Consider the following 15,634-nt stretch of genomic DNA (forward strand, 5'->3'; position numbering starts at 1 on the left):
ACCTGTCTGTAACTTAGTCCGTGCAGGTACAGGTTTATTGCCCTGGTTTTCTTTTTTGCTGGGATTTTGTTCCGGCGAAAGGTTTTTAAGACTGAAACCAGTAAGTAAATAATGGTTTCAGTCCTCATTTCTCTCCCCTTTTCTGAAGAGGTATCAGAAACTTAAACCTAACGTCCCACTGCTTATCCTGACAGTGTCTTCGAGCTCGGAACCTTATTCTGCTTATAATCATAAGCTATTGCATACCTTAAGCTCCCATTTCGATGCAATCCTTCTACTTCATAATATGCAGTGTTCCCTATCCCTCCCCCAAAAAGAACAGCTCCTATTGTATAAATAACTTCAGGCAATTAAATTTCCCCCTTAAACCATTTTATTGTCTTTTTGAGCCCTTCTTCGAGTTCGACCTTTGGTTTCCAGTTTAGCAGTTTTTGTGCTTTGCTAATATCTGGGCACCTCCTAGGAGGATCATCTGGTGGCAGTGGATGGAATTCTATCGGCGAATCAGAATTAGTAAGCTTTTTTATGAGACGAGCAAGCTCAAGAATACTAACCTCCCTAGGATTCCCTAAATTCACAACTTCCCCATTACCATTCTCCAAAACGGCAAACTTCAACACTCCCGTTATAAGATCAGTAACATAGCAAAAACTCCTTGTCTGGCTTCCATCTCCAAAAACCGTAATTGGCTCTTCATTCAAGGCTTGGCTTATAAACCTTGGGACTACCCTACCATAAACTCCATCAGCCCTCATTCTCGGCCCATAAGTGTTGAATATTCTAACTATTCTAACGTCAACTCCATATTGTCTATGATACGCCATAGTGATGGTTTCTCCGAGCCTCTTCGACTCATCATAGCAACTTCTAATGCCAATTGGATTCACGTAACCCCGATACGTTTCAGGAGTTGGAACAACATCAGGCTGACCATAAATTTCGCTCGTTGAGGCAAAGATAAACTTTGCATTATTCTTTTTAGCCAATTCAAGCATATTCCTAGTTCCAAGGGTGTTTGCGTCTATTATCTCTAGGGGATAGTGCTCGAATTCAAAAGGTGATGCTCTAGAAGCAAAGTGAAAAATATAATCTAACTTTTCCTTAATCTCCAAGGGTTTCGAAACATCGTGCTCTATAAATACGAAATTCTCCTCACTAGCTAGATGAGAGATGTTTTCCCAACGACCACTTGCAAAGTTATCAACACAATAAACTCTTGCCCCAAGCTCAATTAAAACATCGCAAAGCCAAGATCCCAAAAAACCAGCACCACCTGTAACTAGGGCAATCTTACCCTCAAAATCAGCCCCATCTAATGCTCTTACAATGTCTCTTACATCTGACCTTATCAAGTCCATCATATTCTTTCCTCCAATAAAGATTTCATAAGTTCTCTTAGCTTTTCACCAATCTTCTCATCCTCTAATCCTAATTCAATGTTTGCCCGTAGCCAGTCAAAAATGTTGCCAATGTCATAACGCCTGCCCTCAAACATATACCCATAAATCTTAATTCCCTCTTCAATCATGAGCTCGAGCGCATCTGTCAGCTGAATTTCTCCTTTTCTATCTGGTTTAACTCTCTCAAGATACTCAAAAATTTGGGGAGTTAAGATATACCGCCCCAATATGGCGAGGTTCGAGGGAGCACTTTTTGCATCCGGCTTTTCCACGAGATGCTTTATCTTGAATATTTCCCCATCCTCTGCCCTACTCACGATTCCATAGAGCGAAACATTCTCCCAGGGCACTTCTTCAACGGCTATTAAAGGCGCATTGATGTTTTCATAAGCTTTTATGAGTTCAGCTGTGCATGAGGGAACTGTAATAGTATCCCCCAGAAGGAGAGCGAAGGGTTCATCGCTAACAAATGCTTCCGCATATTTGATAGCATCTCCTAATCCCCTTTGTACTCTCTGTCTAGCATAATAAATATTTATATCATCAAGAATTTCATCCAGTTTGTCAAGATGTGGATTTTTCACGTCATGGCCATATCTATCGAAATGATCTTCGATTGCTCTTTTGTGTTTTCCCGTTATTATCAAAACTTCTCGTATCCCAGCCTCATAAGCCTCTTCAACAACATATTGAATAGTTGGCTTTCTTACTACTGGAAGCATTTCTTTTGGTTGTGCTTTAGTCAGGGGTAACATTCTTGTTCCAAGGCCTGCTGCTGGGATAACTGCTTTTCTTACCCTCACCAGCATACCCCCTCATAAATTCTTGCAGTTTTCTCGGCAGCCCTAATTCTCCTTCCATCAATAACAATTTTTCCAGAATAGTCTAGATTTTCAAACTCGTCCCATTCTGTAACTATTAGAATGGCATTAGATTTTTCAAGAACTTCTTCAGCTGAACCAGCGTACTTTATCTTCTCTCCCACATCGGGGTAAAGCTGTTTGAAGTTGTTCATGGCTTTTGGATCGTACGCTATAATGTGGGCTCCTTCTTCTAAGAGTTTCTTAATTATAATGTAAGCCCTAGTTTCTCTTACATCATCAGTGTTTGGCTTGAATGCTAAGCCGAGCACTCCGACAGTTTTTCCTTTTAACTCTGGAACGTGCTTCTTCAAGAGCTCAATCATCTTTAGGGGTTGTCTTTCATTAACTTCCATGACAGCCTTGAGAATTAGTGGTTCCTCGCCAATTTCCCCAGCTTTTCTGATTAAGGCTTTGACGTCCTTGGGGAAGCATGAACCGCCAAAGCCAATCCCATTCTTGAAGAAGTGCGGGCTAATCCTATGGTCAAGACCAACTCCTTCAAAGACTTTCCAGGAGTCAATGCCGAGTTTTTTGCAGATGTTTCCAATCTCGTTTGCAAAGCTTATTTTAGTGGCTAGGAAAGCGTTGGAAGCGTACTTCATCATTTCAGCAGTCTTAATGTCAACAATAAGTTTTGGCGCGTCAATTGGCTCGTAAAGCTTCTCCAAAACTTCTTTGGTTTTCTCATCCTTAACTCCAATGACTATCCTATCAGGGTTAAGGAAGTCTCTTAATGCTACTCCTTCTCTTAAAAACTCTGGGTTCATTGCAAGGCCGAAGTCTTCAAAGGCTTTTTTTCCTGAGTACTTTTCGATGTTTGGTTTTACGACTTTTTCGGTGGTTTCTGGGAGGACAGTGCTTTTAACTACAACAACATGATAATCCTCCTTCTCTTTCAAAGCTTTACCAATTTCTTTTGAAGCTTCTTTAATATAGGTTAAGTCAATTGATCCGTCTTCTCTTGATGGAGTACCTACACAGATAAACGTGGCATCAGAGTTTAGGATTGCTTCTCTGTAGTTTTTGGTTGCATAGTATTTGTCCTTGAATTTTTTCATTAATTCTTCGAGGCCCTCCTCGTAAATTGGAGGCTTGGCATTGTTGATCATTTGGATTTTTCTTTCATCAACATCAACGAAGATAACGCTATTCCCAAGCTTGACAAAACCCATCCCTGTGACAAGCCCAACATAACCAGAGCCAACAACCGAAACTCTCATCAAACCACCTCAGAACACTTGAGAACTTTCTTGTTTAAAAGTATTTTTTACAGACAGAGCTGAGAGAATAAGTGCGGGTCCTTGTGTGCATAATGTTGCTATCGCTGCGCCTTCTGCTCCATAATTCAAAATGAGGATATAATTGAGCAGAACGTTTAATAAAGCCGTTACTCCTGTTATTTTAGTAAAAGTCAACTCTTTTCCAGTTGCATTTAAAAAACTCCCAAAAAGAGAATTCAAAAACATAAAAGGTACTGCAAAGGCCAGAATCCTAAGTACTGGAACACTCGCTAGGAAATCCTCACCAAACACAATAATGATCCCCAAACGAGCAAAGACAAAATACACTGATAAGCCTAAAACACCCACCACCGTCAGCATTTGAAGGCTCCTCTTAAAGAGAGCACTCAGCGTTTTCATATCTTGCTCCCACAGCCTCGCTATTGATGGCATCATCGTTGAGACAACAATGCTTGGAACAAATAGAGAAACCTCAATCAACGTATATGCCGCTCTATAGATTCCGATCTCATAGTCTCCTCTCATTAGGCTAAGCATTACCATGTCCGTGCGATAATATATCATTGTGAAAAGCCCAATTAACCAGAATGGATACGATTTCTTCAGGAGAGAAAGCCATATTTGCGGATTAAATCGAATACTAATTTTCTTGACGAATTTGGTTCCCCACTTTACTCTTAGGAGCTCCCTAATTGTGTAGCCAATGAGAAGTGCAAGTATAAAAGGTGAAAGAGACCTATAGAAGTAAAGAACAATCCCTCCAACAAAAAATGCCCAAAGCCTCTCGACTGTTCTTGCTATAGCCTCATATTTCGTTACTTCATGGGTGTACATAAGGTTTACAAACACATAGGAGACCCAAGTAAGCACAGCCTCAGCCCCAACCAGTAATATAAGGGCTTTAATCCACCTTGGTTTTGGGAGGAAGAGAGTTAAGACAGCTATAACGACAAAGTTGACCAACGCAAGCACAATCTTAAGCCCCAAAACATCCGGAAGAAGTTCATCAGCCTTGCTTCTATCCCTCGCAACCTCTCGCATAAAATAATAGCTAACTCCCAAATCCGAAAAAATCCCCAAAAGTCCCACATAGTAAAAGATGAACGAGTATTGACCAAGCCCTTCTGGACCGAGAGTTCTGCTTAAAATAACTATCACACCGTAGGACAAGAGCTTCGAAATAACTTCAGCACTGAAGAGCCAGCCCGCATTTTTAAGCAACTTCAATTTTAAACTCTCGGTCATGACAACATCCCAATAGAAAAGAGAAATTAAAAACCTAATCCCCCCTCTGGATCTTTGCATGACCACCAACGAGGCTTTTCTTAAGCTCGAGATTCCTTATCTCGCACTTCTCATCTATTATGGAACGCCATATAGTGGAACCCCTGATGATTGTGTCTCCAAAGATTATAGAATCGCTAACATCGGAATTCTCTATCAGGCAGTTCTCTCCAATATAGGCATATGGCCCAATTATCGACCTCCCGAGGATTTTTGTGCCCTTCTTTATGACCACAGGGGATATTATCTTGGAGTAGGGGCTTATTTGAACCTCTTCAATTTGGCTCTCCTTAAGTAATGTTTTCATAGCTTCCAAATAGCTATCGGCCGAACCAATATCATACCAGTAATCATCGAATTTATAGGCCTGAATCTCAACACCCTTCTTGAGAAGCCACTCTATGAAGTAGCCCGGTGAGTCCCTGTTGCCCTCTGCAAGGTATTCATCGACTTTCGCAATTACTTCCTTAGGGAGTGCATACACACCCGTGCTCACGAGTGTTGATTTCGGCTGCAGGGGTTTTTCCTGAAAGTCAATAACCCTATCACCTTCAACCACAACAACACCATACCTTTTCGCCAGCTCGAAATCACCGACGTCGTAAACCGCTATCAACGGCTTCCCATTATAGTGCCTTAGAAACTCCTTAAGCGAGAAGGAAAACAGGTTGTCACCAGCAACTATAAGGTAATCATCAATCCCAAGTTTCGATATAGCGTATTTAATCGCCCCGATGGTTCCAAGTTTTTCCTCTTCACTTAGGGTGTCCTCAACAATGAGCTCCACACCATTCTTCTCGGCCCACTCCTTGAAGTATTTCTCAAAGAACTTGTTGGTGGATACATAAACCTCTAAATCTAGCTCCTTAACCTTTTCGAGAATGTAATCGATTATATACTTGTCTCCCACTGGCAGCAGGGGTTTGGGCTTTTCCTTTGTTATAGGCCACAAACGAGTAGCATAACCACCGGCCATTATGAGAACTTTCATCTCTCTCCCTCCAAGCAGTGTTAAAATTACTCTAAAAACATATATAAATCCTTTGTAATAATTAAGTTGGTGGTTAGCAATGAAAATTTTGGTTACTGGCGGTGCAGGATTCATAGGCTCCCATCTTGTTGATAGACTTATGGAAGAGGGCCATGAAGTTAGAGTTCTCGATGATTTAAGTGCAGGAAATTTGGAAAATCTCAAAAGGTGGATTGATCATGAACGCTTTGAATTTATTCGAGGAGACATGAGAAGGGGAGAAGCTTGTGAAAAAGCAGTAAAAGAGGTAGAGGCCGTTTTTCATCTTGCTGCAAATCCCGAGGTAAGGATCGGCGCCCAAAGCCCCGAGCTCCTCTATGAGACTAACGTCCTCATAACTTATAACCTCCTCGAAGCCATGAGAAAGGAAGGAGTTAAAATCCTTGCATTCACGTCATCTTCAACCGTTTATGGAGAAGCTCAAAAACTCCCGACTCCAGAAGATTATGGCCCTCTAGAGCCGATAAGCGTTTATGGTGGAGCAAAGTTAGCGGCCGAAGCTTTGATTTCTGGTTATGCGCACACCTTTGACATGAAAGCCATAACCTTCAGGTTGGCCAACATCATCGGCAAGAGATCAAACCATGGTGTAATTTATGATTTCATAAACAAACTAAAGAAGAACCCAGAAAGGCTGGAGATTCTGGGGGATGGGACGCAGAGAAAGAGCTACCTCCACGTCAGTGATACGGTTGATGCAATGGTATATCTCTTCAACGAATTCCTCAAGGAGGCCAAGATCTATGACGTTTACAACATAGGCAACGAGGACTGGATAACTGTAAAGGAGATAGCAGAGATAGTAAGTAGGGAGATGGGCCTAAGTCCTGAGTTCTACTTTACCGGCGGTGTCGATGGGGGAAGGGGCTGGAAGGGAGACGTTAAGATCATGCTTCTTAGCATTGAGAAGGCCAAAGCAAAGGGCTGGAAGCCAAAGATGAATAGTTACCAAGCCGTGGAAAAAACTGTTAGGGAGTTATTGGGCAAAGAGTAGTGAATCTACCTTATACTAATAATAGCTCAAGAATTAAACCAAAAAGGAAAACAAAAGTAGAGGAATGAAATAAATGGAACGTTCAGAGCTCACCATGGTAATTTACTAGTGCAGCTAGCAGTAAAAGGTACTTAAGGCAATTAGTAGAGTAAATGCAATTAGCAGAATTGTTATCCAGTCAATTTCCTCTTTGTCACAATCATCCCGCAATGGTTTATCTTTGTCCTTTGTCATTTTATTTTCCCTCCAAGATGTCATTCGGAACTATAGTACTATAACAACTACCACAATAGGACAATTAGTAGACCAAATGCAAATAGCAGAATCGTTATTGCATCTATGAACCAATCATCTTGCAATGGTCTATCTTTATCCTTTGTCATTTTATTCCCCCAGGACCCTCACGTTGGCTACAACCAACAGTTATAATTTGAAAACTACAATAAAAGGTTTTTCTTTAAAATGTTGATTACCACTGGTAGAGTACCAACTTTGTGTTGGCTTTGTGATAAACAGTGTAACGATAAACAAAAAAACTTTACAAATAGAATCTTTCAACAAATTAAGTGACTATTTTAAAAACTAAAAAAACAGATACAAATTTTTGAATCGGTTATCTCACTGCTATCCTTCTATTGCGTGATTATTACAGTTTTTCGGCCAGTTTTAGTGTTATTTTGCTTTCTATTATGGCTGCAATGAGTATTAGGACTATCGATATCACCACAAGTTTGAAGAACTCTTTAGCATCTTCTTCGCTAATTATTTCTTCTTTTTTACCAAGGGCAAATTTTAACAATTCGTAGGGAATTTTAAAGCCTGCAGACCCAGCTATAATTAAACCTGGAATCTCGAAAATGCCATGAGGAAGGATGAGAAGTAAGAATATTCCAATATCGTTTGAAGCTAATGCCTCATAGAACAATACTCCTAAGTTCATGCCATTAAAAACAAGGTTTAAGAAAGTTAACCCACCAAATGTCAAAGCACCACCAAAAGAAAGGAGAAGAGATACCTTGAGATTGTTCTTGAAGATATAAGAAAAACTCAGTTTTCCTTCATTTAACTCTCTTTCTAAAAATGGGGCAATATTAACATTTTCGTGAACTTCATAATGAATTGAAAGAGTTACTCCAAGAAAAAGCCCAATAAAAAATAGTAAGAACGAAAGTAAAAGAGGTTTGGTGTTATCTTTCAATTTTAGCCCTCCCTTGCAATGATAAACCTATTTTTGTAATTCAATCTTTTGTTTGTCGGATAATTTTCGGGTAATTTCAAGAATAACTATCGTAAGCAGTGCAAATGCTATTGAAGACACTAGGAAGTCCCTTAGTGAACTGATTAGTGGCTTGTCTATAAGCCCAACAAATTGACAAAAGAGGATTATTACGCTGATAAACATACCAATAGCCATGCCTAGTCCAGGATCTATTCCTGTCACCTTATATTTCCCTATTTTTATGTAGGAACCTGTTTCGGGTTCCTCCTTGGTTTTGTTTGTAACTTTTTGTAATTCACTCTTTGTTTGTCGGATATTTTCAAGCATACCAACAAGTACTATCGTAGACAGTGCAAATGCTATTAAAGACACTAGAAAGTCCTCTGGCGAACTGATTAGTGGCTTGTCTATAAGCCCAACAAATTGACAAAAGAGGATTATTAAAGTGATAAGCATACCAATAACTATGCCTAGTCCAAAATCTCTTCTCGTCAATTTATATTTCCCTATTATTATGTAAAAATTCATTGTGGGTTCCTCCTTGGTTTTGTTTGCAACGAATTAAAGAGCTATTCCTAGTGCAATATAAGGGCACCACCTTGCTAGTGATTCTGCACCAACTCTAAGAGCAACACTAACTATCCCTTCAGTTGCAATTTTTATTCCTGCCATTTCCATTTGGCCTCCAGCTACAAATGAACCGCCTAAGAGGCCAGCTGTTAGTCCATAAAGGACTTCCTTTCCATCTCCCGTTTTGTGCCATCTGTAAGCTCCATAGATTATTCCAGCATTACTATCTTCCACTACTCCTCCAAAAACAACTCCCAAAGCCATTAACACCATTCCCAACGCTAAAGCTTTCCTCCACATTGATTACCACCGGCAGTTATAATTTAAAAACTACTATAAAAGGTTTTTCTTTAGAATGTTGATTACCACTAGTAGGGTACCAACTTTGTGTTGACTTCGTGATAAACAGTGTAACGATAAACAAAAAAACTTTACAAATAGAATCTTTCAACGAATTAAGCGACAACTTTAAAAACCAACCTTAAGAGCTAAGAGCAGAAGTTAACTTTTGGGTTAGGTTTATAACTAAATCTTCTGAAAACCAAAGAGGTGATTGAGATGAATCCATTCCACGATTTGGAGCCCGGACCGGAAGTACCGGAAGTTGTTTACGCCCTAATAGAAATCCCAAAGGGAAGCAGAAACAAGTACGAGCTTGACAAAAAGACCGGCCTTATAAAGCTCGATAGAGTCCTTTACAGCCCATTCTACTACCCGGTTGACTACGGAATCATTCCACAAACATGGTACGATGACGACGACCCATTTGACATCATGGTCATCATGAGGGAACCAACTTACCCGGGAGTGCTCATTGAGGCAAGACCAATAGGCTTATTCAAGATGATAGACAGCGGAGACAAGGACTACAAGGTGCTAGCAGTCCCGGTTGAGGATCCCTACTTCAACGACTGGAAGGACATAGATGATGTTCCAAAGGCTTTCCTTGATGAGATAGCACACTTCTTCAAGCGCTACAAGGAGCTCCAAGGAAAGGAGATCATTGTAGAGGGCTGGGAAAACGCAGAGAGGGCAAAGCAGGAAATCCTCAGGGCAATAGAGCTCTACAAGGAGAAATTCAAGAAGTGATCCCCCTCTTTTAAAATTTTGGAGGTAAGAAGATGTACAAGCTCATTCAGGTCAAAGACGTTGTGAGAATCCCGCCGAGAATGTTTACGATGGATCCAAAGGAAGCTGCCAAGATAGTTCTGCGAGAAACATATGAGGGAATTTATGATAAGGATGAAGGTGTCATCCTGGCAATTCTTGACGTTCATGAAATTAGTGAGGGAGTAATAATCCATGGGGACGGTGCCACGTATCACGAGGCTGTCTTTGACGTACTTGTGTGGAAGCCCGAGATGCACGAGGTTGTTGAGGGTGAGGTTATCGACGTTGTCCCATACGGTGCTTTCGTGAGGATTGGCCCGATGGATGGTCTGGTTCACATCTCCCAGCTTATGGATGATTACGTTGTCTTTGACGAGAAAAACGCCCAGTTTGTTGGAAAGGAGAAGGGCTACATCCTGAAGCTCGGCGATGCTGTTAGGGCTAGAATAATTGCCGTTAGTGAAAAGAGCAAGATAATCAGGGAGAACAAGATAGGCCTTACCATGAGACAGCCCGGACTGGGCAAGTTTGAGTGGATACAAAAAGAAAAGAGAAAGGCCGAGAGTGGTGAGGGAGAATGAGCGAAAAGGCCTGCAGACACTGCCACTACATAACCAGCGAAGAAAGATGCCCCGTTTGCGGGAGCAGGGACCTAAGTGACGAATGGTTCGACCTCGTTATAATCCTTGATCCCGAGAACTCCAAAATAGCTCAGAGGCTTGGAGTGAAGGTTCCCGGAAAGTACGCCATAAGGGTCAGGTAGAATGTGCAGGGAATTTTACTTTAAACTCACGGAAGAGCTTAGACATGAGCTTAAAAACCCCCTGGGTAGGTTGATTAGGGGAGAGATTCCGCAGCCCTACTTGGCCTCCCGCGAAGAATTTGAGAGAGCGCCCTATCTGGTTACGGTTGGGGATGTGGTTACCGAAAACGTCCTCAGGCTTGGTATAAAGCCCTCTATCGCTATCTACGATCATAAAACCAAGAGAGTTGAATACAGGCCTGAGATTGAGCTCGGGGCGGTGGTGTTCACAACAAAGAACCCGCCCGGAACAATAACGAAAGCTTTATTAAATGCTATCAAAAAGTCCTTTGAACTTGCTAAAAGGGGAAGAATGGTCTACATAAAGGTAAACGGTGAGGAGGATTTAGCCGCTATCCCGGCTGTCCTATATGCTCCCGAGGGGACTCTGGTGGTTTACGGACAGCCGGATGAGGGGATAGTGCTTATAAAGGTCACACCCGAATGTAAGCGCAGATGTGCTCAGCTGCTTAGAAAAATGGAGGTGGTAAATGATGGAGATTAGGGTTACTGAGGTTAAAGAGAACAAGCTCCTTGGAAGGAAGGAGATATACTTTGAGGTCATCCACGAAGGTGAGCCAACTCCCTCAAGGAAGGACGTCAAAGGAAAGCTCGTTGCAATGCTCGACCTGAACCCGGAGACAACCGTTATCCAGTACATAAGAAGCTACTTCGGAAGCCGTGTTTCCAAGGGCTATGCCAAGGCTTATGAGAGCAAGGAGAGAATGCTTTACATAGAGCCTGAATACATCTTGAGGAGAGATGGGATAATACAGGAGGGGGAGTGATTTAAATGGCCAAGGGTAAGAAAACCTCCCAAAAGTGGAAGTTCTACGAAGTCAAGGACGGAAAGGTTACAAGAAAGAACAGGTTCTGCCCAAGATGCGGTCCAGGAGTTTTCATGGCAAACCACAAGGACAGATGGGCCTGCGGTAGGTGCGGCTACACAGAGTGGAAGAAGTGATCTCTTTTCTTTTTCGGTGTTTTTATGATTTATCACGGCCTTAAAATTAAGCTCCATCCTCAGGTTTATGAACCCTCTGAAGACACTTTTTTGTTAGCCAGGAATTTGGAGGTTAAAGCAGGGGATATAGCCCTTGATATGGGCACTGGAACCGGGATAATAGCCCTTTTAATGGCCAAAAAAGCCAAGTTCGTTCTTGGAGTGGACATTAACCCACTCGCAGTTGAACTTGCAAGGAAGAACGCAAGGCTAAACGGTATAACCAATGTCGAGTTCCGGCAGAGCGACCTTTTTGAGAACGTTGAAGGGAAGTTTGACATAATAACATTCAACGCCCCATACCTCCCGGGCGAGCCGGAAGAGCCTATAGACCTTGCCCTTGTTGGCGGAGAAAGCGGAAGAGAAGTCTTGGACAGATTTCTTGAGGATTTTCCTTTCTATCTTAAAGAAGACGGGATAGTTCAGATAGTCCAGTCCTCGATAACCGGAATAGAAGAGACCCTAAAAAAACTTCAATCTAAAGGCTTCGTTGCAGAAATAACAGCTAAGGAAAGGTACTTCTTTGAGGAGATTATGGTTATTACAGCTAGGCGAGCCTGATTCTTGGCACCTCTTGGATAAACCTAACCTTGGGCTTTGATTCCATTTCGCCCTCTTCCTCAAAGAACTCCATTTCAAAGGTCCTCTCACGTGTTTTGATTATAATCATTGGTTTTAGCTCGTGCATGGAAATTGGATGGACATAGGGGTATTTAAGTCTTTCGCCGAAATATTTTTCGACAGTAAAATATATTGCAAAAATTTTTAAACCTCTTCCCAAAGCAAAGTTAGGTGAGGCTAATGGATGTAAAACCAAACATGCCCGAGGAGATTGCGAATCTTTTTAAGAAGCAACATTACGCTCTCATAGGTCATCACAGCTCGGTTAAGCTCTGTCACTGGTTAAAAGAGAGTATAAAACACGATCGCTTTTGCTACAAGCAGAAGTTTTATGGAATCCAATCCCACCGCTGTCTGCAGATGACCCCGGTAACGGCATGGTGCACGCACAACTGCATCTTCTGCTGGCGCCCGATGGAGGGATTTCTGGGAGTTGAACTCCCACAGCCGTGGGACGAGCCGAGTTACATAGTGGAGAAGAGCATAGAGGCCCAAAGAAAACTCTTGAGCGGCTACTGGGGGGTAAAAGACCAGATAAACGCCAAAAAGCTTGAAGAGGCCATGGAGCCTAAGCATGCTGCCATAAGCCTCTCCGGCGAGCCCATGCTTTACCCAATGATAGGGGATCTTGTAGAAGAATTCCACAGAAGGGGCTTCACAACGTTCATAGTCACCAACGGCACTGAGCCAGAGGTTTTGGAGAAGATGATAGAAAGGAATACTCTTCCAACACAGCTTTACGTCTCTTTAACAGCTCCAGATGAAGAGACTTATCAAAAGGTAAACGTGCCGATGATTCCGGATGGGTGGGAGAGAATAAACAGAACACTCGAGCTCATGAGGGATTTGCCGGTAAGGACTGTCATAAGGCTTACCCTCGTTAAGGGCGAAAATATGCACAATCCAGAAGGCTATGCGAACCTCATAATGAAAGCTAAACCCATGTTCGTTGAGGCTAAAGCCTATATGTTTGTGGGCTTCTCAAGGAACAGACTAACGATCAACAACATGCCGAGCCATAAGGACATAAAAGCCTTTGCAGAGGAGCTCGTGAAGTATCTGCCCGGATACCACATAGAAGACGAGTACCCCCCGAGCAGAGTGGTTTTGATAATGAGAGACAACGTCAGCAAAGAGGATCGCTTTATAAAGCACTAACTCTTTTTCCGCAATCTTTATTTTGTTTGGAGTCGAGTAATATTTAGTTATGGGTAATATATGGTAAAAGCTAGTTTAGAGGTGCCGAGAATGAAGAGAGTTATTCCTGTCTTGCTTATTGTGATGATGATAATCCCTTATGCTGGGGCAGTGCCTATTCTTGACGCATCAACGAAGTTCCTGTTAGAGGGAAGAGAGTACATGGAGACCACACAGCAGCTTAGTCTCTCGCTGATAGCACTCACTTCTAGCTACCCTGCTGTTGAGAACCTCACGATAGGGGACATCGATTACTTTGTTGATGCCCTTTTAGCGAGACAAAATCCCGATGGTGGCTGGGGGTATTACGAGGATAGCGTGAGCAACGTGGTTGATACGTCCTATGCAGTAATCGCATTGAAAAAGGCCCTCTCCCTTTATGAGGGTAATAAACGTTCTTTAGTCTTTAAGGCCGTTGAGAGGGGTATTGGGTTTTTGGTTGACTCATATAATGGAAATGGATGGGGATATGTCCCGGAAACTCTAACTGAGTTTTATCCCACTGCAATGGCAGTCTGGGCCCTTGGTGAGAATGGCTACTCAAAAAGCAACCCTCGTATCCAGAGTGCAATTGAGTATCTCGAAGGAGCTGAACATTATGGGCTTCGTGAAGGAGAGGCTCTAGCCCTCAAACTTTTGGCATATCATGCTGTTGGTTACACTCCTTCTGGGTTGGTGGAAAAAGCTTGGGGCTTAGTTAATTCTCCGAACATTACTGTTAAGGAGCGGGCGTTTCTTACCTATGCCCTGCTCGTATATGAGGGGCTAACCTTTGAGACGGCCAAATTGCTTACTACACTTGAAGAGCTGAAAGAGAAGAACGAAAGCTTTGTCTATTGGGCCAATAAGCCAGGTGGGCTGGTACAGAGGGAAGTTTTTGTAACATCCGCTCTTGCAACCTGGACTTTTGCGAAAGTCAGTGGGGGATTGGAAGCTGGACTGAAGACACCCTTTGAGGCATCTTGTTCAGAACTGGAAAAAGTACAGAATGAGGATGGAGGATGGCCGTATATTCCGGGCTTCTCGTCTACAGATAGGGCTACATATTACGCCTTAAAAGCTTTGAAAAAATGCTACTTCATGGATGAAAGCATAGGAAAGGGGCTGGAATGGGTAAAGGGCAGAATCGACAAAAACATGGAGATAGCTTTGAGTAAGGGAGAGCTGTACCCGCCCTACGTCTACAATTTGCTGACCCTTCTGGAGTTTAATCTCGTCAATGAGAGTGAAAAGGCAGAGCATATAGCTTTCATAAAAAGCCTTAAGAAGGGAGACGGTAAATGGGGAGATTTCTTAGGCCTGCAGCCATACGACACCGCTCTGGCCATTAAAGCCCTCTTAGCTCTGGGAGTTTCACCACAGGATGAGGATATCGTCAAGGCAAAGGAATGGCTCCTTTCCTTCCCCACAGAAGGGTGGGGAACAGTAATAACGACTAAATACTACACCAGGTTCTTCCCCTCTGAAGTCTCGACTACAATTGAGGTACTCGAAGCACTGGAGCCTCTGGTAACAAAGCAGGATGTTGAAAAGCACTTAAATTGGCTTCTTAACCAAAGGATTGAGGATGGAGGATGGCCAAATATCAAAGAAAGCTACATAGTTGGAGTCCTGATGTACCAAGGACAGCCGAGTGTAGAGCTTACTATACGTGCCACGGAAGTTCTTTATGCATTTGGCATTGATTATCGCCAGGAGACCCTTCAATGGCTACTACCTAAAAAGAGAAATAACCTCTGGGGAAGCAGTATTATCGATTCAGCCCTTGCAACTCTCTATTTCTCAACCTTTGAAGAGCTTCCAAAACCTGTGAACCTCTATGAAGTGATAAGAGCACTCCCCGATGGAAACTTTAAGATATTGTACACGTTTGGCCGAGACAAAGTTGCGCTTTCAGTAAAGGATTCCCTTGATATGCTATTTGGAACCAATATGACAGCTGAAGAGTTTAAAGAAATAGGTGACGGCAACTACATTGTGCTGGCTGATCTTGCAGAGTTTGACCTCTCTAAATACAACCCGTATATCGAGCTTAAGGTGGATGAGGAAAACGTCTATCTGAATGGAAAGGACTATAAGAGAGACAGTACCATGATAATAGCTCCAGGAAAGACGGGTACGGGATACCTGCTCTTTGTCTTATATCCAAGAGGTTTGGACAGTGCTGTAAAGGTCTTCTTCACCTCCAACATAGTCAAATATCTTAATGGTGTTGCCTGCGTCGTTACATATGAAGACAAAAATCAAAACGGCATTGTTGAGCTTGAAGAACTGGAAGCGGAGTTCGTGAGGTGAAATTG

General features: G+C 42.5%; 19 protein-coding genes and 1 pseudogene. 10 read left to right on the plus strand and 10 right to left on the minus strand.

Annotated features, from left to right (window positions below; all coding sequences use genetic code 11):
* The 6 genes and pseudogenes from GBV73_RS02005 to GBV73_RS02030 all read right to left on the minus strand — a co-directional run.
* A pseudogene (locus GBV73_RS02005) lies at positions 1-128 on the minus strand (IS6 family transposase); the annotation flags it as partial.
* Between the two features lie 222 nt (positions 129-350).
* Positions 351-1,361 carry a UDP-glucuronic acid decarboxylase family protein gene (locus GBV73_RS02010; protein WP_152878901.1) on the minus strand — a complete coding sequence of 337 codons (1,011 nt, stop codon included), beginning with the start codon at positions 1,359-1,361 and terminating at the stop codon, positions 351-353.
* Positions 1,358-2,203: a UTP--glucose-1-phosphate uridylyltransferase gene (locus tag GBV73_RS02015; RefSeq protein WP_371716977.1), complete on the minus strand. Its 846-nt coding sequence runs from the start codon at positions 2,201-2,203 to the stop codon at positions 1,358-1,360. The genes GBV73_RS02010 and GBV73_RS02015 overlap by 4 nt, the downstream gene beginning before the upstream one ends.
* Entirely contained in the window at positions 2,200-3,483 is a 1,284-nt protein-coding gene (locus tag GBV73_RS02020; protein ID WP_152878903.1) for a UDP-glucose/GDP-mannose dehydrogenase family protein, read from the minus strand. Before GBV73_RS02020 ends, GBV73_RS02015 begins: the two co-directional genes overlap by 4 nt.
* A gap of 9 nt (positions 3,484-3,492) precedes the next feature.
* On the minus strand, positions 3,493-4,749 hold the full coding sequence (locus GBV73_RS02025; RefSeq protein WP_152878904.1) for a flippase: 1,257 nt from the start codon (positions 4,747-4,749) through the stop codon (positions 3,493-3,495).
* A gap of 34 nt (positions 4,750-4,783) precedes the next feature.
* Positions 4,784-5,779, minus strand: coding sequence for a sugar phosphate nucleotidyltransferase (locus GBV73_RS02030; protein ID WP_152878905.1), 996 nt, complete (start codon positions 5,777-5,779; stop codon positions 4,784-4,786).
* A 79-nt stretch (positions 5,780-5,858) separates the two neighbouring features.
* On the opposite strand from GBV73_RS02030, the gene GBV73_RS02035 reads away from it, so the two are divergent.
* Complete coding sequence (locus tag GBV73_RS02035; protein ID WP_152878906.1) at positions 5,859-6,812, plus strand: NAD-dependent epimerase/dehydratase family protein; 954 nt, start codon at positions 5,859-5,861, stop codon at positions 6,810-6,812.
* Between the two features lie 646 nt (positions 6,813-7,458).
* On the opposite strand, the gene GBV73_RS02040 is transcribed toward GBV73_RS02035, so the two are convergent.
* Genes GBV73_RS02040 through GBV73_RS02050 form a run of 3 tightly spaced genes read right to left on the minus strand, consistent with a single transcriptional unit; the run spans position 7,459 to position 8,901 of the window.
* Positions 7,459-8,010, minus strand: a complete 552-nt coding sequence (locus GBV73_RS02040; protein WP_152878907.1) for a stage II sporulation protein M — start codon at positions 8,008-8,010, stop codon at positions 7,459-7,461.
* 27 nt (positions 8,011-8,037) lie between these two features.
* Entirely contained in the window at positions 8,038-8,559 is a 522-nt protein-coding gene (locus tag GBV73_RS02045; protein WP_152878908.1) for a hypothetical protein, read from the minus strand.
* 33 nt (positions 8,560-8,592) lie between these two features.
* A complete protein-coding gene (locus GBV73_RS02050) occupies positions 8,593-8,901 on the minus strand; it encodes a hypothetical protein (RefSeq protein WP_152878909.1) in 309 nt (102 codons plus the stop codon).
* A gap of 258 nt (positions 8,902-9,159) precedes the next feature.
* On the opposite strand from GBV73_RS02050, the gene GBV73_RS02055 reads away from it, so the two are divergent.
* Genes GBV73_RS02055 through GBV73_RS02085 form a run of 7 tightly spaced genes read left to right on the plus strand, consistent with a single transcriptional unit; the run spans position 9,160 to position 12,077 of the window.
* On the plus strand, positions 9,160-9,690 hold the full coding sequence (locus GBV73_RS02055) for an inorganic diphosphatase (RefSeq protein WP_152878964.1): 531 nt from the start codon (positions 9,160-9,162) through the stop codon (positions 9,688-9,690).
* 32 nt (positions 9,691-9,722) lie between these two features.
* Entirely contained in the window at positions 9,723-10,292 is a 570-nt protein-coding gene (locus GBV73_RS02060; protein WP_152878910.1) for a DNA-directed RNA polymerase, read from the plus strand.
* Positions 10,289-10,474: a transcription elongation factor subunit Spt4 gene (spt4, locus tag GBV73_RS02065; RefSeq protein ID WP_152878911.1), complete on the plus strand. Its 186-nt coding sequence runs from the start codon at positions 10,289-10,291 to the stop codon at positions 10,472-10,474. The genes GBV73_RS02060 and spt4 overlap by 4 nt, the downstream gene beginning before the upstream one ends.
* A gap of 1 nt (position 10,475) precedes the next feature.
* Positions 10,476-11,018: a GTP-dependent dephospho-CoA kinase gene (locus GBV73_RS02070; protein WP_152878912.1), complete on the plus strand. Its 543-nt coding sequence runs from the start codon at positions 10,476-10,478 to the stop codon at positions 11,016-11,018.
* Entirely contained in the window at positions 11,008-11,301 is a 294-nt protein-coding gene (locus GBV73_RS02075) for a 30S ribosomal protein S24e (RefSeq protein WP_152878913.1), read from the plus strand. The genes GBV73_RS02070 and GBV73_RS02075 overlap by 11 nt, the downstream gene beginning before the upstream one ends.
* Positions 11,302-11,306: 5 nt before the next feature.
* Entirely contained in the window at positions 11,307-11,477 is a 171-nt protein-coding gene (locus tag GBV73_RS02080) for a 30S ribosomal protein S27ae (RefSeq protein ID WP_152878914.1), read from the plus strand.
* 24 nt (positions 11,478-11,501) lie between these two features.
* Positions 11,502-12,077 carry a HemK2/MTQ2 family protein methyltransferase gene (locus GBV73_RS02085; RefSeq protein ID WP_152878915.1) on the plus strand — a complete coding sequence of 192 codons (576 nt, stop codon included), beginning with the start codon at positions 11,502-11,504 and terminating at the stop codon, positions 12,075-12,077.
* Here the strand turns inward: GBV73_RS02085 and GBV73_RS11115 are convergent.
* The gene (locus GBV73_RS11115; protein WP_172967189.1) at positions 12,064-12,204 is read right to left on the minus strand and encodes a hypothetical protein; all 141 of its coding nucleotides are present in this window, start codon (positions 12,202-12,204) and stop codon (positions 12,064-12,066) included. The genes GBV73_RS02085 and GBV73_RS11115 overlap by 14 nt on opposite strands.
* A gap of 113 nt (positions 12,205-12,317) precedes the next feature.
* Here GBV73_RS11115 and twy1 point away from each other — a divergent pair, with 113 nt between their 5' ends.
* Together twy1 and GBV73_RS02095 are read left to right on the plus strand one after the other, a co-directional pair.
* Entirely contained in the window at positions 12,318-13,295 is a 978-nt protein-coding gene (twy1, locus tag GBV73_RS02090) for a 4-demethylwyosine synthase TYW1 (RefSeq protein ID WP_152878966.1), read from the plus strand.
* Between the two features lie 90 nt (positions 13,296-13,385).
* On the plus strand, positions 13,386-15,629 hold the full coding sequence (locus tag GBV73_RS02095) for a prenyltransferase/squalene oxidase repeat-containing protein (RefSeq protein WP_172967190.1): 2,244 nt from the start codon (positions 13,386-13,388) through the stop codon (positions 15,627-15,629).
* Positions 15,630-15,634: the final 5 nt, after the last annotated feature.

Source organism: Thermococcus sp. 101 C5 (genome assembly GCF_009372125.1).
In the GTDB taxonomy this organism is placed as follows: Archaea; Methanobacteriota_B; Thermococci; order Thermococcales; family Thermococcaceae; genus Thermococcus_A; species Thermococcus_A bergensis.